At 27.9% G+C, this 16843-nt stretch carries 17 protein-coding genes and 1 tRNA gene; 17 read left to right on the forward strand and 1 reads right to left on the reverse strand.

Going from position 1 to position 16843, the window contains the following annotated elements; all coding sequences use genetic code 4:
* Window positions 1–75: 75 nt before the first annotated feature.
* From AACL10_RS00860 to proS, 3 genes are all read left to right on the forward strand, one after another.
* A tRNA-Ser gene (locus AACL10_RS00860) sits at window positions 76–166 on the forward strand.
* A 103-nt stretch (window positions 167–269) separates the two neighbouring features.
* A complete protein-coding gene (locus AACL10_RS00865; protein WP_338985356.1) occupies window positions 270–854 on the forward strand; it encodes a hypothetical protein in 585 nt (194 codons plus the stop codon).
* A 3-nt stretch (window positions 855–857) separates the two neighbouring features.
* Window positions 858–2282, forward strand: a complete 1425-nt coding sequence (proS, locus tag AACL10_RS00870; RefSeq protein ID WP_338985357.1) for a proline--tRNA ligase — start codon at window positions 858–860, stop codon at window positions 2280–2282.
* A 25-nt stretch (window positions 2283–2307) separates the two neighbouring features.
* Here proS and AACL10_RS00875 read toward each other — a convergent pair whose 3' ends face one another.
* Complete coding sequence (locus AACL10_RS00875) at window positions 2308–3399, reverse strand: Fic family protein (RefSeq protein ID WP_338985358.1); 1092 nt, start codon at window positions 3397–3399, stop codon at window positions 2308–2310.
* A 218-nt stretch (window positions 3400–3617) separates the two neighbouring features.
* On the opposite strand from AACL10_RS00875, the gene AACL10_RS00880 reads away from it, so the two are divergent.
* The 14 genes from AACL10_RS00880 (at window position 3618) to ruvX (ending at window position 16835) form a co-directional block, all read left to right on the forward strand.
* Window positions 3618–4151 carry a DUF402 domain-containing protein gene (locus AACL10_RS00880; protein ID WP_338985359.1) on the forward strand — a complete coding sequence of 178 codons (534 nt, stop codon included), beginning with the start codon at window positions 3618–3620 and terminating at the stop codon, window positions 4149–4151.
* Window positions 4152–4228: 77 nt separating this feature from the next.
* On the forward strand, window positions 4229–6031 hold the full coding sequence (gene lepA, locus AACL10_RS00885; RefSeq protein ID WP_338985360.1) for a translation elongation factor 4: 1803 nt from the start codon (window positions 4229–4231) through the stop codon (window positions 6029–6031).
* A gap of 1 nt (window position 6032) precedes the next feature.
* Window positions 6033–6458, forward strand: a complete 426-nt coding sequence (locus AACL10_RS00890) for a GNAT family N-acetyltransferase (protein WP_338985361.1) — start codon at window positions 6033–6035, stop codon at window positions 6456–6458.
* 71 nt (window positions 6459–6529) lie between these two features.
* On the forward strand, window positions 6530–7468 hold the full coding sequence (locus AACL10_RS00895; RefSeq protein WP_338985362.1) for a hypothetical protein: 939 nt from the start codon (window positions 6530–6532) through the stop codon (window positions 7466–7468).
* A gap of 63 nt (window positions 7469–7531) precedes the next feature.
* Complete coding sequence (locus tag AACL10_RS00900; RefSeq protein ID WP_338985363.1) at window positions 7532–8407, forward strand: hypothetical protein; 876 nt, start codon at window positions 7532–7534, stop codon at window positions 8405–8407.
* The gene (locus AACL10_RS00905; protein WP_338985364.1) at window positions 8355–9059 is read left to right on the forward strand and encodes a M48 family metallopeptidase; all 705 of its coding nucleotides are present in this window, start codon (window positions 8355–8357) and stop codon (window positions 9057–9059) included. The genes AACL10_RS00900 and AACL10_RS00905 overlap by 53 nt, the downstream gene beginning before the upstream one ends.
* A gap of 57 nt (window positions 9060–9116) precedes the next feature.
* On the forward strand, window positions 9117–10073 hold the full coding sequence (locus AACL10_RS00910; RefSeq protein WP_338985365.1) for a DnaJ domain-containing protein: 957 nt from the start codon (window positions 9117–9119) through the stop codon (window positions 10071–10073).
* Between the two features lie 18 nt (window positions 10074–10091).
* Window positions 10092–10787 carry a hypothetical protein gene (locus AACL10_RS00915; RefSeq protein WP_338985366.1) on the forward strand — a complete coding sequence of 232 codons (696 nt, stop codon included), beginning with the start codon at window positions 10092–10094 and terminating at the stop codon, window positions 10785–10787.
* A complete protein-coding gene (locus AACL10_RS00920) occupies window positions 10787–11599 on the forward strand; it encodes a hypothetical protein (RefSeq protein ID WP_338985367.1) in 813 nt (270 codons plus the stop codon). Before AACL10_RS00915 ends, AACL10_RS00920 begins: the two co-directional genes overlap by 1 nt.
* 17 nt (window positions 11600–11616) lie before the next feature.
* Complete coding sequence (locus AACL10_RS00925; RefSeq protein ID WP_338985368.1) at window positions 11617–12063, forward strand: hypothetical protein; 447 nt, start codon at window positions 11617–11619, stop codon at window positions 12061–12063.
* Window positions 12064–12183: 120 nt separating this feature from the next.
* Window positions 12184–14010 carry a translational GTPase TypA gene (gene typA / locus AACL10_RS00930; protein WP_422398155.1) on the forward strand — a complete coding sequence of 609 codons (1827 nt, stop codon included), beginning with the start codon at window positions 12184–12186 and terminating at the stop codon, window positions 14008–14010.
* A gap of 114 nt (window positions 14011–14124) precedes the next feature.
* Window positions 14125–15477 carry a phosphopyruvate hydratase gene (eno, locus tag AACL10_RS00935; protein ID WP_338985370.1) on the forward strand — a complete coding sequence of 451 codons (1353 nt, stop codon included), beginning with the start codon at window positions 14125–14127 and terminating at the stop codon, window positions 15475–15477.
* 58 nt (window positions 15478–15535) lie between these two features.
* A complete protein-coding gene (locus AACL10_RS00940; RefSeq protein ID WP_338985371.1) occupies window positions 15536–16420 on the forward strand; it encodes a phosphatase PAP2 family protein in 885 nt (294 codons plus the stop codon).
* Window positions 16413–16835 carry a Holliday junction resolvase RuvX gene (gene ruvX / locus AACL10_RS00945; RefSeq protein WP_338985372.1) on the forward strand — a complete coding sequence of 141 codons (423 nt, stop codon included), beginning with the start codon at window positions 16413–16415 and terminating at the stop codon, window positions 16833–16835. Before AACL10_RS00940 ends, ruvX begins: the two co-directional genes overlap by 8 nt.
* The last annotated feature ends 8 nt before the right edge of the window (window positions 16836–16843 follow it).

Genomic DNA, 16843 nt, shown 5'->3' on the forward strand with positions numbered 1-16843 from the left:
AACTTTTTTTATTATTTTTTAAGTAAATGTATTGCTATATAGAGCATTTTTTTTGCTATAATGAATTATGTGTATGGATTGATACTCAAGTTGGTGAAGAGGGCACCCTGCTAAGGTGTTAGGCCGGGCAACTGGCGCGAGAGTTCGAGTCTCTCTCAATCCGCCATTCAAGAAATAAAACCAAGATTTTAAAATCTTGGTTTTTTATTTGAATATACGAATAATACCTATAAAATAATTAGTGTAAGACTAACTAAGAGGTGATATTAATGAAAAAAAATGAAATGATAAATGACTTAAGTGAAAATCAACCAAAGAAAGGTTTTTTAAAGAAACTGTTCAGTGGAAAAGAAGGTCAAAAGAAAGTTTTAAGTATAGTTAAATCAAAAAAAATTAATAATTTATACTTTTATACAGATGTAAATAATATCTTATTAATTTTAGAACACGGTATAAGACTTATTAAAGATCAAAAACTTAGAAAAGATGAAGAATATGTTGTTTGAACTTACTTAGAAAATGAAAACTCAGTTGGTTTAGAATTTGATAGTTCTACAAGAGCTCATTTTTGAAAATGAGCTAGCGAATCAAAAGTTGATATTGAAAAAATAACAGTAATAGGAATTGACCCCAATGTTCTTGCTAAACATTCAAAAAATGATTGAGCAATGGATGAAGTTAAAAATATAGTTTATGTTTATGAAACTATACCTTTAGAAGCAATTGACTTTATAATGATTAAAGACAAAGCCAACTTAAAAAGAATCCAAACTTATGTTGAAGCAAATGACATCGATATCGATGTATTTTATGGTGAAACAGGAAATGTTGATACAAAAAAGGAGAGAAAATAGATAATGGCTAATAAAATGGAAAAAATAACATCTAGAGATGTTGATTTTAGTCAATGATATACAGATGTAGTTAAAAATGCAGGATTAATGGATTATGGTCCGGTTAAAGGTACAATGATTTTTAAACCTCACGGTTTTGCAATCTGAGAACAAATCCAAAAATTCTTAGATCAAGAATTTAAAAAATTAGATGTACAAAATGTTTATTTTCCTCTTTTAATTCCTGAAAAATTATTCTTAGCAGAAAAAGAGCACGTAGAAGGTTTTGCACCTGAATTAGCAACTGTTACAAAAGTAGGTAATAAAGAATTAGGTGAAAACTTATTTATTAGACCAACAAGTGAAGTTATAATAGCTGACTTCTTATCTAGAGAAATTAAATCATACAGAGATTTACCTATAAGATATAATCAATGAGCTAATGTTATGAGATGAGAAAAAACAACAAGACCATTTTTAAGAAGTAGTGAATTCTTATGACAAGAAGGTCATACTTTCCATGCTTCAAAACAAGAAGCTAAAGATATGACTTTACAAATATTAGAAGTTTATAGCCGTATTGCAAATGAAGTTTTACTTTTACCAGTTGTTACTGGAAGAAAAACTGAAAAAGAAAAATTTGCAGGAGCTCAAGAAACTTATACTATTGAATCATTAATGTATGATGGTCAATCATTACAGTCTGGTACAAGCCATTATTTTGGTGATAACTTCTCAAAAGCATTCAACATTAAATTTCAAAACAAAGAACAAAAAGAAGAAAATGCATACTCATCAAGTTGAGGTGCGTCAACTAGATTAATAGGGGCAATAATAATGACCCATTCAGATGATTTTGGATTAGTGTTGCCAAGTAAGGTTGCTCCAATTCAAGTATCTATAATTGCAATTAACGATTCTGAAGAAGTTATGAATGTGTCAAACGATCTGAAATCTAAATTATCTTCAGATTACAGAGTTGAATTAGATAAAACTGATAAATCATTTGGATTTAAAATATCTGAAGCCGAAATCAAAGGGGTTCCAATTAGAATTGAAGTTGGACCAAGAGATTTAAAAGATGGTGTTGTAACAATCTCTAGAAGAGACTTAAGAAATAAAGTTCAAGTTAAACTAGAAGAGGTTGAAAGCTACATTCAAAAAGAGATTATCGAACATGATAAAAACTTATACAATAAAGCACTTGAAAACAGAAACAGCAAAACTTTTAAAGCAGATACTTTAGAAGAATATAAAGCAATCATTGAAACAACTCCAGGATTTGTGTTAGTTCCATTTTGTGGAGAAATATCATGTGAAAATGATGTTAAACAAAAAACAGCTACAAACTCAAGATGTATCCCTGAAGGAATTGAACAAGTTAAATCAAAATGTTTTAACTGTAATAAAGATTCTAATATGATGGTTTACTTCGCAAGAGCATATTAAAAAAACACATTTTAAATGTGTTTTTTTATCAATCTTTTCCAACTATTAAATCAACAACTCTACTAAATTCATAGTTTTTTGATTCTGGAATTTTTCTCATATTGTATGTATGAATAAGTTCATCAAATAAAGAAACAAAAGTTGGATCATCTATATGCTCAAAAGCTGGTTTTATTTTGAAATAAACTCTTGAAAAAGTAAATATTGGATAACGAACCATATAGTCCATCATTGCTCTTTTAACTTCTCTGTGTGAACTTTCTTCTTCTTGAAGCATTTCTCTTTTTATTTCAACAAACAAATCATTTGCTGCTTGGAAAGTTTTTATATTTGCATCTAATTGGTAAATTAAAAGATCTAAGAAGAATTTGATTCATTTTTGATAATCATTACTATCATCAAGTTTTGCTAGTTCCTGATAATACAAGAACTGCTCGTGCAATATTGCTTTTGAAATATAAAAATAAGGTTTTGTAGTAAGGTTGTATCTATTTAAAACTATGTTAAATAGGATTCTTCCTGTTCTACCATTTCCATCTGTAAATGGGTGAATCTTTTCAAAATAAGCATGTGTAATTGCTGCTTTTACAATTGATTCCAATAAGTTCGAACAACCTTCAAATTGTGATGAATCATTAATCCAACCAATAAACTCTGTCATATATTCATCCACTCTCATTGGAGGGGGAGGCATATGATTTGCTATTTGAACTTGTTTAACTCTTCAAACTCCTGGATTTGCATTTATAGCATCTATTGACATCATATTTACAAATAGGTTTTTATGAATATTTAAAACCATGTCTTTTGTAAATGTTTTAGAATTTAAAAGTTCTTCATTTGCTATTTTTAAAGCGTTTACATAATTAGATATTTTTTTACTTATTGGTGTATTTGCTGCCAATAGTTCTATATCGTTTGTATCTATACCCTCAATCATATTAGAGTGTCTTGCCTCATATTTTAATAATTGCATACTTAAAAATTGTGTATCAAAAGGAGAATCATTTAAATACTGATTATAAAGTTTAAATTTTTCAAGAATAATTATGGCTTGCTCTTTAAATTCATGAGGATTAAATTTTATATCATAGATTTTGTAAAGTTCTTTTGCCATTTTTAATACCCCCATAAAAGACCATATTTACTATATATTATAGCATATTTTTAGTCCTTTTTTACTCTCAACCATCATGGTGTGCCAGATTAAATTAAATTAACTTAATGTTTTTTTTAGAGATATAATAATAAAGTATACGGATTCACAAATTTAAATGTGATATTGACGTGGTATTTATCAATTACTAAAATGGACAGCTGAAGGGAGGTTTTTGAATGAAATCAAAAACTGGAGATTTAGTTCTTGTTCATGCATATAAACATAGCGGAAAGCTGTATAGATCATGAGAAAAAGTAAGCATTTTTGAAGAAACAGATGATTACTTAATTTTAATTAACGAAGAAGTATTAATTACAGAAGTTAATGGAAGAAAATGAAAAACAAATGAACCAGCCATATGATTCTTTTTTAAAGAAGGCTGATACAACATAATATGTATGTTTAAAGAGCGAGGGATTAATTATTATTGTAATTTAGCTTCACCGTATATTTTTGAAGAGGGTACAGTAAAATACATAGACTATGATTTGGACTTTAAAGTTTTCAATGATTACAGTTATAAAATACTAGATTTAAAAGAATTTAATAGAAATAGAATGTCTTGAAACTATTCTGTTGAAATCGTAGATAAAGTATGAGAAAGTGTTGATGAAATAAAAAAAATGATTAAAAGTAAAACAAAACCTTTTGATCATGAGTTTGTTTCAAATATTTGAGAAGAATATGTAAAATTAAAAAATAAAAACTAGCAATTGCTAGTTTTTATTTACTAATAACAAAGGAATATTGGTTATAATATTTAAAGGAAATGTGGAGACGATTGTTTATGGATAAATCAAAAATAAGAAATTTTAGTATAATCGCCCACATTGATCATGGTAAATCTACTTTGGCAGATAGAATCCTAGAATTAACTGGAAGTGTTGAAAAAAGAGATATGCAAGCTCAACTTCTTGATTCAATGGATATCGAAAGAGAACGTGGAATTACAATAAAATTAAACTCAGTACAATTAAAATACAAAGCAAAAGATGGAGAAGAATATATATTCCACTTAATAGATACTCCAGGTCACGTTGACTTTACTTATGAAGTTTCAAGAAGTTTAGCTGCTTGTGAAGGAGCTCTTTTGGTTGTTGATGCAAGTCAAGGGATTGAAGCACAAACTTTGGCAAACGTATATTTAGCTTTAGATAATGATTTAGAAATAGTGCCAGTAATCAACAAAGTTGATCTACCAGCAGCAGAACCAGATAGAGTTAAAGAAGAAATTGAAAAAGTAATTGGAATTGATTGTTCAAATGCGCCAATGATTAGTGCAAAAACTGGTTTAAATGTTGAAGATGTATTAGAAGCTATTGTAAACTTCATTCCTTCTCCATTAGAAGCAGATGATTCAAAACCATTTAAGGCTTTAATATTTGATTCATATTATGACAAATATAGAGGTGTTATGGTTTCTGTAAGGGTTATGGATGGAACTTTAAAGGTTGGTCAAACAATTAAAATGATGCAATCAGGAGCAACTTACGAAGTAACAGAACTTGGAGTTAAAACACCGTTTGAAGTTAAGAAAAATAGCTTAGAAGCTGGTGAAGTGGGTTGAATTGCAGCTTCTATTAAAACTGTAAGAGACGTACAAGTTGGAGATACAATAACAACAAAAGAAAATAGTGCAAAAGAAGCGTTGCCTGGTTATAAAAAACTTAATCCAATGGTATACTGTGGAATTTATCCAGTAGATACTGCAAGGTATAAAGATTTAAAAGAAGCTTTGGAAAAAATATCTCTAAGTGATGCTAGTTTAGTTTATGAACCAGAAAGTTCACAATCACTTGGGTTTGGTTTCAGATGTGGATTTTTAGGATTATTGCATATGGACGTTATTCAAGAAAGACTTGAAAGAGAATATGACTTAACTTTAATTGCAACAGCACCTTCTGTAGTTTATAAAGTTACTCAAACAAACGATGAAATAATAGAAATTGATAACCCAGCATTTTTACCAGATCCTCAAAAAATTAAATCAATTGAAGAACCATTTGTAAAAGTGACAATCATGACACCCGATCAATATTTGGGTGATTTAATGAGTTTATGTCAAGATAAAAGAGGAAATTACATTGATATTGAATATATTGATGACACAAGAAGAACTCTTGTATATGAAATGCCTTTAAATGAGATTGTTTTTGATTTCTTTAATAAATTAAAATCAATGTCAAAAGGTTATGCTTCATTCGACTATGAATTAATAGGTTACAAAGTTTCTAAACTTGTAAAAATGGATATTTTATTAAATGGAGATATTGTTGATGCTCTATCAACAATAGTCCATAAAGATTTTGCTCAAGGTAGAGGGAAAGTTTTAACTGAAAAATTAAAAGAAATAATACCAAGACAAAACTTTGAAGTTCCTATTCAAGCTGCAATTGGTGGTAAAATCATTGCTCGTGAAACAATCAAAGCTATGAGAAAAAATGTTCTTGCAAAATGTTATGGTGGAGATATTTCTCGTAAGAAAAAACTTTTAGAAAAACAAAAAGAAGGAAAGAAAAGAATGAAAGCCATTGGTTCTGTTGAAGTGCCACAAGAAGCATTCATTGCTGTTCTTAAGTTGGATGATTAATATGCAATTTTTAGTAGATTTTTCGACTGGTAACCCAGTTTTTGAACAAGCCAGTATAATTAGGGTTAAAGTTTTTTGTGAAGAACAAAAATACCCTTTATCAGAAGAAGTGGATGAACTAGATAAATCAAGTTTTCACGTTTTAGGTTTTTATGAAAATGAACCAGTAGCTTGTGCGAGAATACTTAAAAAAGATCAAGAATGATATCTTGGTAGAATAGCTGTTTTAAAAGAATTCAGAGGTAAAGGTTTAGGTTCTGAGCTAGTTAATTATTTGGTTGAATATTCAACAACTAAGTTAAATGCTGAAAAAATATACCTAAGTGCTCAAGAAACAGCAGTTAAATTATATGAAAAAGCAGGTTTTAAAATTATATCTGAACCCTTTTATGATGGTGCTATTAAACACTTCAAAATGGTTAGATAAAAATATTTAAACCTTTTTTTGTTTTAATTTGGTTAATAAAATTATATAATCTATATAAAGGTGGGTTTAAAATGAGACGAGTTAGGGTTTGAAGATTCATAATAATGTCTATAATATCAATATGTCTTATTTTTGTTATACCCTGATTAAACGTTGCACAAACAGTTGATCAAAAATATTTAATATCTTTCTCTTCAGAAGGTTTTGATATAGTAACTTTATTAATTTTAATAAGTGGTATTGCTTATTTAGGTGCTGGTTTTATGGCAAATGGTTTAAAAAATAGACCAGGTAAGGTATTTGGAGTTGTTAATGCCGTTATTGGTTTTGGGGTAATAATTTTATTATCATTCCATACATTTATGAAAGCAGAATATATTGGAATTAAAATGATATATTTCATGCCTTTATTTTCTTTATTAACAGTTGATTTGGTTTTAGCAATAATACATATTTCAATTAAACCAGGTGTTCAACAAGTCCAACAAGTTCAACAAGCACAAGCTGTTGAAGGTCACCAATTTTCAAATAATCAAAATGATTCTTCAAGTGTAAATATTAATACACCACAAACTCAAGATGTTTCTGAATTGAAAAATAAAATTTTAAATATGAAAAGTGGATTGAGTAAATCATATGAAGAAGCTATCGATGAAATCGAAAGAACAGGAGCTTTAAGTGGGCTAGATATGTCTGATTTATTAAAAGATGATAGTGAAAAATCTGAAAATAGAATAATACCTTACTCAGTTGAAGAACAACAATATTATCAACAACCACAACAAAGACAACCAGAACCTCAATATTATCAACCAAATCAACCACAACAAAGACAACCAGAACCATATGAACCAACTCACTTCACTCCAAGAAGAGAACAAAATTCAAATGTTCAAGATCCACTAGCAAATTCTTCTAGTGATTATGAGAGTATCCATTCTTCAAGTCTTTCAAGAAAAGATTATAAATATACTTCAAGAAGAAATGATATTGATGAAAATAAACATTAGAGAATTTAAACATAATATTGTTTAAATTCTTTTTTATATAAAATTAGATTGTTAGGTGAGAATATGAAAAAAGTAAAAGAAAAAAAAGATAAGAAAAAATTAAAAAAACTGAACTTCAGAAACTTTAAAACTGGGTCAGTTATTTTTATGGTTTTATTGTCAATTTTTAGAATAGCTATGATAGTTTTTTGATTAGTTTCACCAGTAATATTAGCAATAGCAATCGGATTTGATGCAGGAATAGAAAATCTAATTAAATATATATGAGCACTTATATTGAATGATGGTAACGTAACAAATGCAACCACAATAACAATAAATGTAGCTGCTCCCTTAATTTGATTTTTAGCTCTTTTAATAACTTTGGGTGGAATTGTTAAACCTTTTTATAATAAAAGACTTTGAAGAGAAAGAGGTTACATGGCTTTTAACTTTATATTTTGATCTGTTCTATTGATTGCAATAATATATGGTATTAAATTCACAATACCTTTTTACCAAAAAGGTGAAGGTACAAGTATTACTCAAGGTGATGCTATATATTTAGCTTGAAGGTCTCTTAATGAAAACTTCAACCCTTTTAGTGGTTGGATGATAGCTTTACAATGTATGCATCTTATACTAATTATTTTTGGTATATTCTCTATATTTGAAGCTCACATGGTTAGAAAAATGAAATTAGATTATAGTGACTTTTTAGTTAGAGAAACTAACCAAAGAAGTTTGGTAAATCAAGTTATTGAAGGAAAAATAGAGTTTGGAGAATTTAATCCAGATGAAGTTGATAAAGAAATAAAAAGAATAAAAAAAGAAACTATAGCAGAAGAAAAAAGAATAAAATTTGAAGCTATGCAAAAAGCAGAAGAAGAAAGAATAAATAGAAAAAATGCTAAAAAAGAACGAAAATCAAAAGGTAAAAAAGGAAGTAAAAATCAATAAAACCTTAAGTTACAAAGGTCAAAAAATTGATTATTTTTTAACTTTAAGAGACCAAAAATACATAAGACTAAAATTAGAAGAAACCGAAATATATGTATCTGCTCCATATCAAGTATATGATTGAGAAATTGAACAATTAATTTACAAAAATATGAATAAAATACAAAGAATAATAGAGTATAAGGAAAAAAATAAAGTTTATTCAATTGAAGAAGGTTTTATAAAAATTAATAATGAAAAAATTAAAGTAAATTTTAAAGAAGAAATTGATCTAAAAGATAAATTAAGTTTTAAAAAATATGAAGAAGATCAAGAAACTGTGCAAAAAATGTACAAAAAAATAGCTTTAAACTACTCTGAATACTTCACTGAAGTTATAGAAAAATACAAAAAAATAATGGAGTTAGATTTTAAAAATTTAACAATTAGAGTTATGAAGGGAAAATGAGGGGTTTGTTACCCTGAAAAATCCAAAATAGTTCTAAATACACGTTTGATCCACTTTCCAAAACAAGCATTAGAATATGTTGTTGTTCATGAATTGAGCCATTTAATCCATAAAAATCATTCAAAAGATTTTTGAAGACATGTTGAAAGATATATGCCAAATTACAAAAACATAAGTGAAATTTTAAAAGTAAATGTTTTATAAAGTATAATAATCATATGGAGAAATAAAAACATGGGATGAAGACGAGAGTTTAAAAAAATGAAAAAAGAGAGTGAAAAGAAATCTAATATTTTTGATTACTCAGATGGAATATCAAGCAATATTATTTGAAACAGATCAATGAACTCAGCCAATCATTGAGTTATTGACACACTCTTATCAGAAATCTCACGTTTCAACAAGGAAATAAAAGAAATACTAAGTATTCAAGAACTTCCTGATCAATTAGGTAATTATTCTTGAAAAATAGAGTCAATTTCTACTAATGAAGATTTTTATTCTTATCCTATGGCAAGTTATTTTAAAGAAACATATAATAGCATTTCAAATAAACTAGGGAGCTATGAAGCTGCCTTAATAGTTGCTAGTTTAAGTAAATTTGCATACTATACAACTGAAAAATTCTGAAAAGTATTCAACTATACTTTTGCAAATAAAAGTATAAATGAAAAACCATTATTAAGAGTTTTTGAAGTTATGCAAAGAACGGCAATAGATTCTATAAATGGAATTATTGATAAATCTTTCTTGCTTATTGATAAAAAACAAATTGATCCATATAAACATCATTTATTAATTGAAGAAATAATTGATTTAGGAGACGATTTCACTTATCACTGATCAAGAATGTTAGATCAAGTTGTTGATTTAACGGTTGAAACATTTGTTTTCCAAAATGAGTATGGTCAAACAAATTCATCAAGTTACTCATCAACATATTCTGATTTCTTTGCAAATGATGATGAAGATGATTTTGATGGTTTCTTTGAAAAAACTAAAACAATGGTATTCAATGATGAAGTTAATGATGCATTCAATTACTTTGGAATATCAAAAATGGCAAAACCAGATGAATTCAAAAAGATTTATAGAAAAATGGCAAAACAATTCCATCCGGATTTAAATCCAGATCCTTCAGCAGCTATTGAAATGAAAAAAATCAATATGTTTAAAGAAATTGTTGAGCAATATTATGATAAATACGACATAGTTTAGAAAAAGAGGTTTATATTTATGCAAAAAAAAGTTTGAGATAATTTATTCGAGTCATCACAAAATCTAATAGCAAATTTTTCAGAGAATCAAGAAAAGCTTCTTTTATCTGTGAAAAGTTTTAGTGATAATCTAGTGGCCTTTTCTGAAGTTTATTTTTCAGACAGAGAAGAGTTTTTTAAATTTCTAAGAACTAAATATAATAATTTTTATTTACAAGCAACTTCAATAGTTTCTAGTGCAGACTCAGTTTCTGTAATAATGCAACTTAATGAAGGTGTAAATGATTATTTAATATTAATAAACTTGTTCAGACAATTATTAGTTACTTTAGATGCTCTTACAAGTGATTACTGATTAAGAGTTGGAGAAAAAGTAAAAGACGCCAAATTTATAAAAATGGTTATTGGTCTTTCAAACGAAGCTAGGTTTGAAAATGACTCTGAGGTGTCAGGGTTTGTTTTAAAAACTTTAGAAAAAAACAGAATTAAAGAAAATGATTTCTTTAAAAACTGTATGAATAAAGAGTTGTGAAGTGAAATAAAGTTATTAGAAGAAAAAATACTTAATAAACCAGATGGAGATTTTGAATACTTTAAAGAATTACTTTCAAAATCAGAGCACCTAGCAGATGATATGGTTATAAATTTATGAGCTGTTTTAGCAATAAATATAAGTTATTTAGAATTTTTAAATGACATAGTGGGTGAAAATTAATGATTATAAAAGAGTATGAAGACTATAGTTTTATACAAAATGATTTAATTAGCAAAGAAATGTTTATATTGTATTCAATATTTGGAGAAGAAAGCAAATTTTTAAAAGCTATTCAACAAGAATGGTTTGAATCAAAAGATATTGAAAAATTTAGAGAATTTATAGAGTATAAATTTGAAGAAATAGAGATTAAACAAAAACCTCAAGTGGATAGAGATAGTTTGAGTTGCTTGTTAAGAATGATGTCTATTTGTGACAGTTTCTATGAGTATGAATTTATTTATGAATCAACAAGAGTTCTTTTCTTGGATAGTAAAAAAGAGACTATAAATAATTTAAAACCATATGAATATGCTTTTAAAGAGTTTATTGATTTAAATTACAACAGTTTTATAGAAGAGCTTGAAACACTAACTATTTCAAATAAATACTTGGCTATTGTAAATGATATTAAAAAAACAATTAACAGAATATTTGAAATAAATGATTTTGGGTTAGTTGTGAAAGAAACTTACAAGGTTAACGATTTAATGAGTGATCTTTTAGATATATTAGAAGATGACGAAGATAATACTTTTGAGTTTGGAACAGATGCAGAAGTTATTTTATATAATTTTGCAATTTATCATTCTACTAAGATATATTTTTCTTTACTATTAAGAGAATACATAATATTAGAAGAAGAAAGAATACAAGGAACAGTGATTGAAGAATTTAAACCTTTAATTGAAGAAGAAGAATTAAGAATGTCTGAAACAAAAATAATATCAGACCAAAGTAAAGAAATTTTTTACAAGACTTTAAAAAATTAAGAATAGGAGTTGAGTTTATGGAACAACATTTAAAATATCCTTTTTGTTGTGCAGAAGACTCAACTTTATTTTCAACTTTATTAGAAAATTACATCAAATTAAGAAAAAAAGAAGAAGGAATAGTAATAATAAACAAAGACTTTAAATTATATAAAGAACTTACAAAAACTAATCTAAAAGTTATTTTGGAAAGTGAAAAAAATAGTATAAGTAAGTGAAACGATAACTTAATTGTTGATCTTGAAAAAAAGCTTTGAAGTATAGCAAGTTTAATGTTTATTTATTATGTATTTTATGTTTTTGAAATAAAAATAGATAAAGAAACTGAGGACAACTTTGAATATCTAAAAGATCAAAGTATTAATCTTCACAATTCTGTTGGTACAGAAAAGATTAAAACGGCATTTAAATTAATTTTTCAAATTATTGAAGATATTTCAAAAATGAAAAGTGTAAATATTTAAAAAGAGCCACTTTGTTTTATATATTGTGGTTCTTTTAATAAATAAATTAACTTATTTGTTGGTATAACATTTAAATATTTGGTATTATCAATAGGTTATTAAATTATTAAGTAGGAGAAAATCATGGATAAAAAAATAATAAATATAGCAGTTATTGCTCACGTTGATGCCGGAAAATCTACATTAGTTGATGCTTTTTTAAGTCAATCAAACGTTTTTAGAGCAAACGAAGAAGTTAAAGAACAAGTTATGGATAGTAATGATCAAGAAAGAGAACGTGGAATTACAATCTACTCAAAAAACTGTGCGATTGAATATAACGGATACAAAATCAACATAGTTGATACTCCTGGCCATGCTGACTTTTCAAGTGAAGTTGAACGTATTATGAAAACTGTTGATACAGTTATCTTATTAGTTGACTCTGCAGAAGGACCAATGCCTCAAACAAGATTCGTTTTATCAAAAGCTTTAGAATTAGGTTTAAGACCAATTTTATTAGTTAACAAAATTGATAAAAAAGACCAAAGAGCATTAGAAGTTGTTGATGAAGTTCTTGAATTATTTATGGAACTTGATGCAAATGATGAACAAATTGAATTCCCTTCATTATTTGGAACAGCTCGTGATGGTATTGTTCAATACTCAATGGAAGAAACAAGTGACAACTTAGTTCCTTTATTTGAAACAATTATTAAACAAGTAGGAAATTACCCAATTGAATTAGCTCAAGAACCAGTTCAATTACAAATTTCATCACTTGCATATGATTCATTTATTGGAAGATTAGGAATCGGAAGACTATTTAAAGGTGTTCTAAAAGAAGGGCAACAAGTTGCTATTTCTAAAAATGATGGAACAGTTACAAAAGGAAAAATTACTGGATTATTTATATATGAAGGACTAAAAAGAGTTGCTGTAAAAGAAGCTCAAGCTGGAGAAATCGTAGTTATTTCAGGAATTAGTGACTTAACAATTGGAGATACTGTTTGTGAACCAGATAAAATTGATGCATTGCCACCAATTGTTATTGAAGAGCCGACAATGAGTATGAACTTCTTAGTTAATACTTCACCATTCGCTGGTAGAGTTGGTAAATATGTTACTACAAGAAATATCAAAGAAAGATTAGACAAAGAGTTAGAAGTTAACGTTGGATTAAGAGTAGAACCTTTATCAGATTCATCTGCTGATGGATTTAAAGTTTTAGGTAGAGGTGAACTTCACTTATCTGTTCTAATTGAAACAATGAGAAGAGAAGGATTTGAATTAGGAATCTCAAGACCTGAAGTTGTTGTTAGAGTTGATGAAAAAGGTAACAAATTAGAACCTATGGAAAAAGTTATTATTGACGTTCCAACAGAATTTTCTGGAACAGTTATTAATAAATTAAACCTAAGAAAAGGTATGATGGCTGACATGGATTCAGATGGTGTAAGAGATAAAGTTACTTACCACATACCAACAAGAGGATTAATCGGATTTAAATCAGAATTTACTAACGATACTCGTGGTGAAGGGGTTATGGTTAAATCAAGTATTGGTTATGAAGAATACAAAGGTAAAATTGAAGGAAGACAAAATGGTACTTTAGTTTCAATGGCTAATGGAGTTACACTTCCTTACGCTTTAAATAACCTTGAAGAAAGAGGAATCTTATTCGTAGGTCCTCAAACAGAAGTTTATGACGGAATGATCGTTGGATTACACTCAAGAGATAACGACTTAAATGTTAACCCAACAACTGGTAAAAAATTAACTAATACTAGATCATCAGGAAATGATGACTCAGTTAAGTTAACACCACCAAGAAAATTCACTCTTGAAGAAGCTTTAGAATTTATCGAATGAGATGAACTAGTAGAGGTTACTCCTGAAGATATCAGATTGAGAAAAAAATGACTTTCAGAAAATGAAAGAAAACAACATAGAAATGACCCACACTAGTAAAAAAATTCCAATATGGAATTTTTTTTTGAAAAAAGTTCCAACTTAATATGAAAAAAATTCTTAATAATATAGAAAAATAAGTTTATTATAGAAGTATAAGGAGAATTTAATATGTCAAAAATAACTAACATTGTTGCACGTGAAGTATTAGACTCACGTGGATTCCCAACAGTTCAAGTTGATGTTACAACTGAATTTGGTGGATTTGGAACTGCTAAAGTTCCTTCAGGAGCTTCAACTGGTTCAAGAGAAGCATTAGAATTAAGAGATGGAGATAAAAGACGTTTCAACGGAAAAGGTGTTTTAAAAGCCGTTTCAAACGTAAACGATAAAATCGCTAACGAAATTATTGGTATGGAAGTAACTGATCAAGTTGCAATTGATACTATGATGTGTAAATTAGATGGTGATGATTTCAAAAAAAACTTAGGAGCAAACGCAATCTTAGGTGTTTCATTAGCTGTTGCTAAAGCTGCTGCAAGTGAATTAGAAATCCCATTATACAGATACATCGGAGGAACAAACGCAAGAAGATTACCTGTTCCTATGTTAAATGTTATTAATGGTGGAGAACATGCTGATTCAGCAATCGACTTCCAAGAATTTATGATTATGCCAGTTGGTGCACCAACTTTCAGCGAATCATTAAGATGAGCTTCAGAAACTTTCCAAGCTTTAAAATCTTTATTACACGATAAAAAAGATATTACAGCTGTTGGTGATGAAGGTGGATTTGCTCCAAACTTTGCATGAGCATACCCAGAAGAAACTATTGAAGCATTTAAAGCAAAAACTCCAGTAGAAGTTGCTTTAGATTTATTAGTAGAAGCTATCGAAAAAGCTGGTTACAAAACTGGTAAAGATGGAATCATGATCGCAATGGATTGTGCTAACTCAGAATTATACATCGATGGAAAATACCACTTCAAAAAAATTGAAAAATTAACAGGAAAAGAATGAGCATTAACAACAGATGAAATGGTTTCATTCTTAGATAAATTAGTTGATACATACCCAATTATCTCAATTGAAGATGGATTAGCTGAATCTGACTGAGATGGATTCCAAAAACAAGTTCAAACAATGGGACACAAAATCCAAATCGTTGGAGATGACTTATTTGTAACAAATCCAAAAATTACTGCAGAAGGAATTGAGAAAAAAGCTGCAAACTCAGTATTAATTAAATTAAACCAAATCGGAACATTAACAGAAACAATTGAAACAATTCAAATGGCTCAAAAAGCTGGATGAACTGCTGTTACTTCACACCGTTCAGGTGAAACTGAAGATGCAACAATCGCTGACTTAGCAGTTGCTTTAAACACAGGACAAATTAAAACTGGATCAATGTCAAGATCTGATAGAATTGCAAAATACAACAGATTATTAGAAATTGAAGCTGAATTAGGTGAAGCTGCAATTTACGATGGTCTAAAATCATTCTACAACTTAACAAAATAATTTTTACTCGAACCACTTTGTGGTTCGTTTTTTATTTATAATTAAATAAGGTGATTACATGTTTGTAAATAAAAAGAAAACTATTTTTAGCATCTTTACTCTAACACTATTTTCTATAGTTTTTTTAATATCTAGTTTCTATGATTTAAAAATAGCTAAATCTATTGATACTAGCTTAAAAGATAATTTATTTTTTAATTTTTTAGATGGTTTTGCTGTATTTTTATTTTTAATACCTCTATTTTGAGTTGGTTTAATATATTTGTCAAAATGACTTATTATAAAAAACACCTTAATCAAATCAATAACGTTTATTGGTTTTTATGTAATTTTTATAGTTTTCTCATTTTTATTGTTATATTTTATTTCTAAAAATAAAGAGGGTGTATCTTTTTTGGGTTACCAATTCGCAACCTTCATATTTTTGACTTTAATTTTATTGGTTATAACAATTATTTGTACTAAAAATATTTTGTTACAAAGAAGTGAGGAGATAGATAATCTTGTAAAGATGGCAAATACAACTTTAATTTTTATGATTATGATTTGATTGATATGTACTGGAATGAAATACATTTTTGGTAGAAATAGACCAGAAAATGTTTTAGGTTTAAATGCTAATTTTCAATTTCCTTTTCAAATAAATTTCAAAAGAACATCAAATAGTACAAGTTTCCCATCTGGTCATACAACTTCTGCTTGTCAATTATTATTTTTAGGATATTTTTGTAATATTAAAAAAACAAATAAAGGTTTGATTTTAAAAAGTACAATATTAACATTAGTAGGTATTCTTGTTATAACTATGGGGATATCTAGATTGGCACTGCAAAGACACTTTTTAACAGATATTCTATTATCTATGTTTATATCTGGATTAAGTTATTATTTTGCACCAATAATATTAGAAAAATTAAGTAGGAGAATTAAGAAAAATGGCTAAATATATAGGTTTAGATTTGGGAAGTAAAACAGTAGGTATAGCAACAAGTGAAGGTTATTTTTCAAACCCAAAAGAAACTATAAGGTTTCAAGAAAATAACTTTGAAGATGGTGTTATTAAATTAAATTCATTTTTAAAAAAAGAAGGATTTGAAAAAATAATTATTGGTTATCCAAAAAATATGGACGGATCAACAGGGCATAGAGTCGAAATGGTTGAAGACTTTATAACAGTTATGATTGATCAAAAAGTAGTAAATGAAGATCAAATAGAGAGAGTTGATGAACGTTTAACTACAAGAATGGCAAAACAAGTTATGATTTCAGCAGATTTAAGTAGAAAAAAACAAAAAGAAAACAAAGATCAAGTGGCTGCCAAATTAATTTTAGAAACATATCTTAACTCAATTAAGTAAGTATATAA

It is taken from the genome of Spiroplasma endosymbiont of Diplazon laetatorius (assembly GCF_964019625.1).
In the GTDB taxonomy this organism is placed as follows: Bacteria; Bacillota_I; Bacilli_A; order Mycoplasmatales; family Mycoplasmataceae; genus Spiroplasma_A.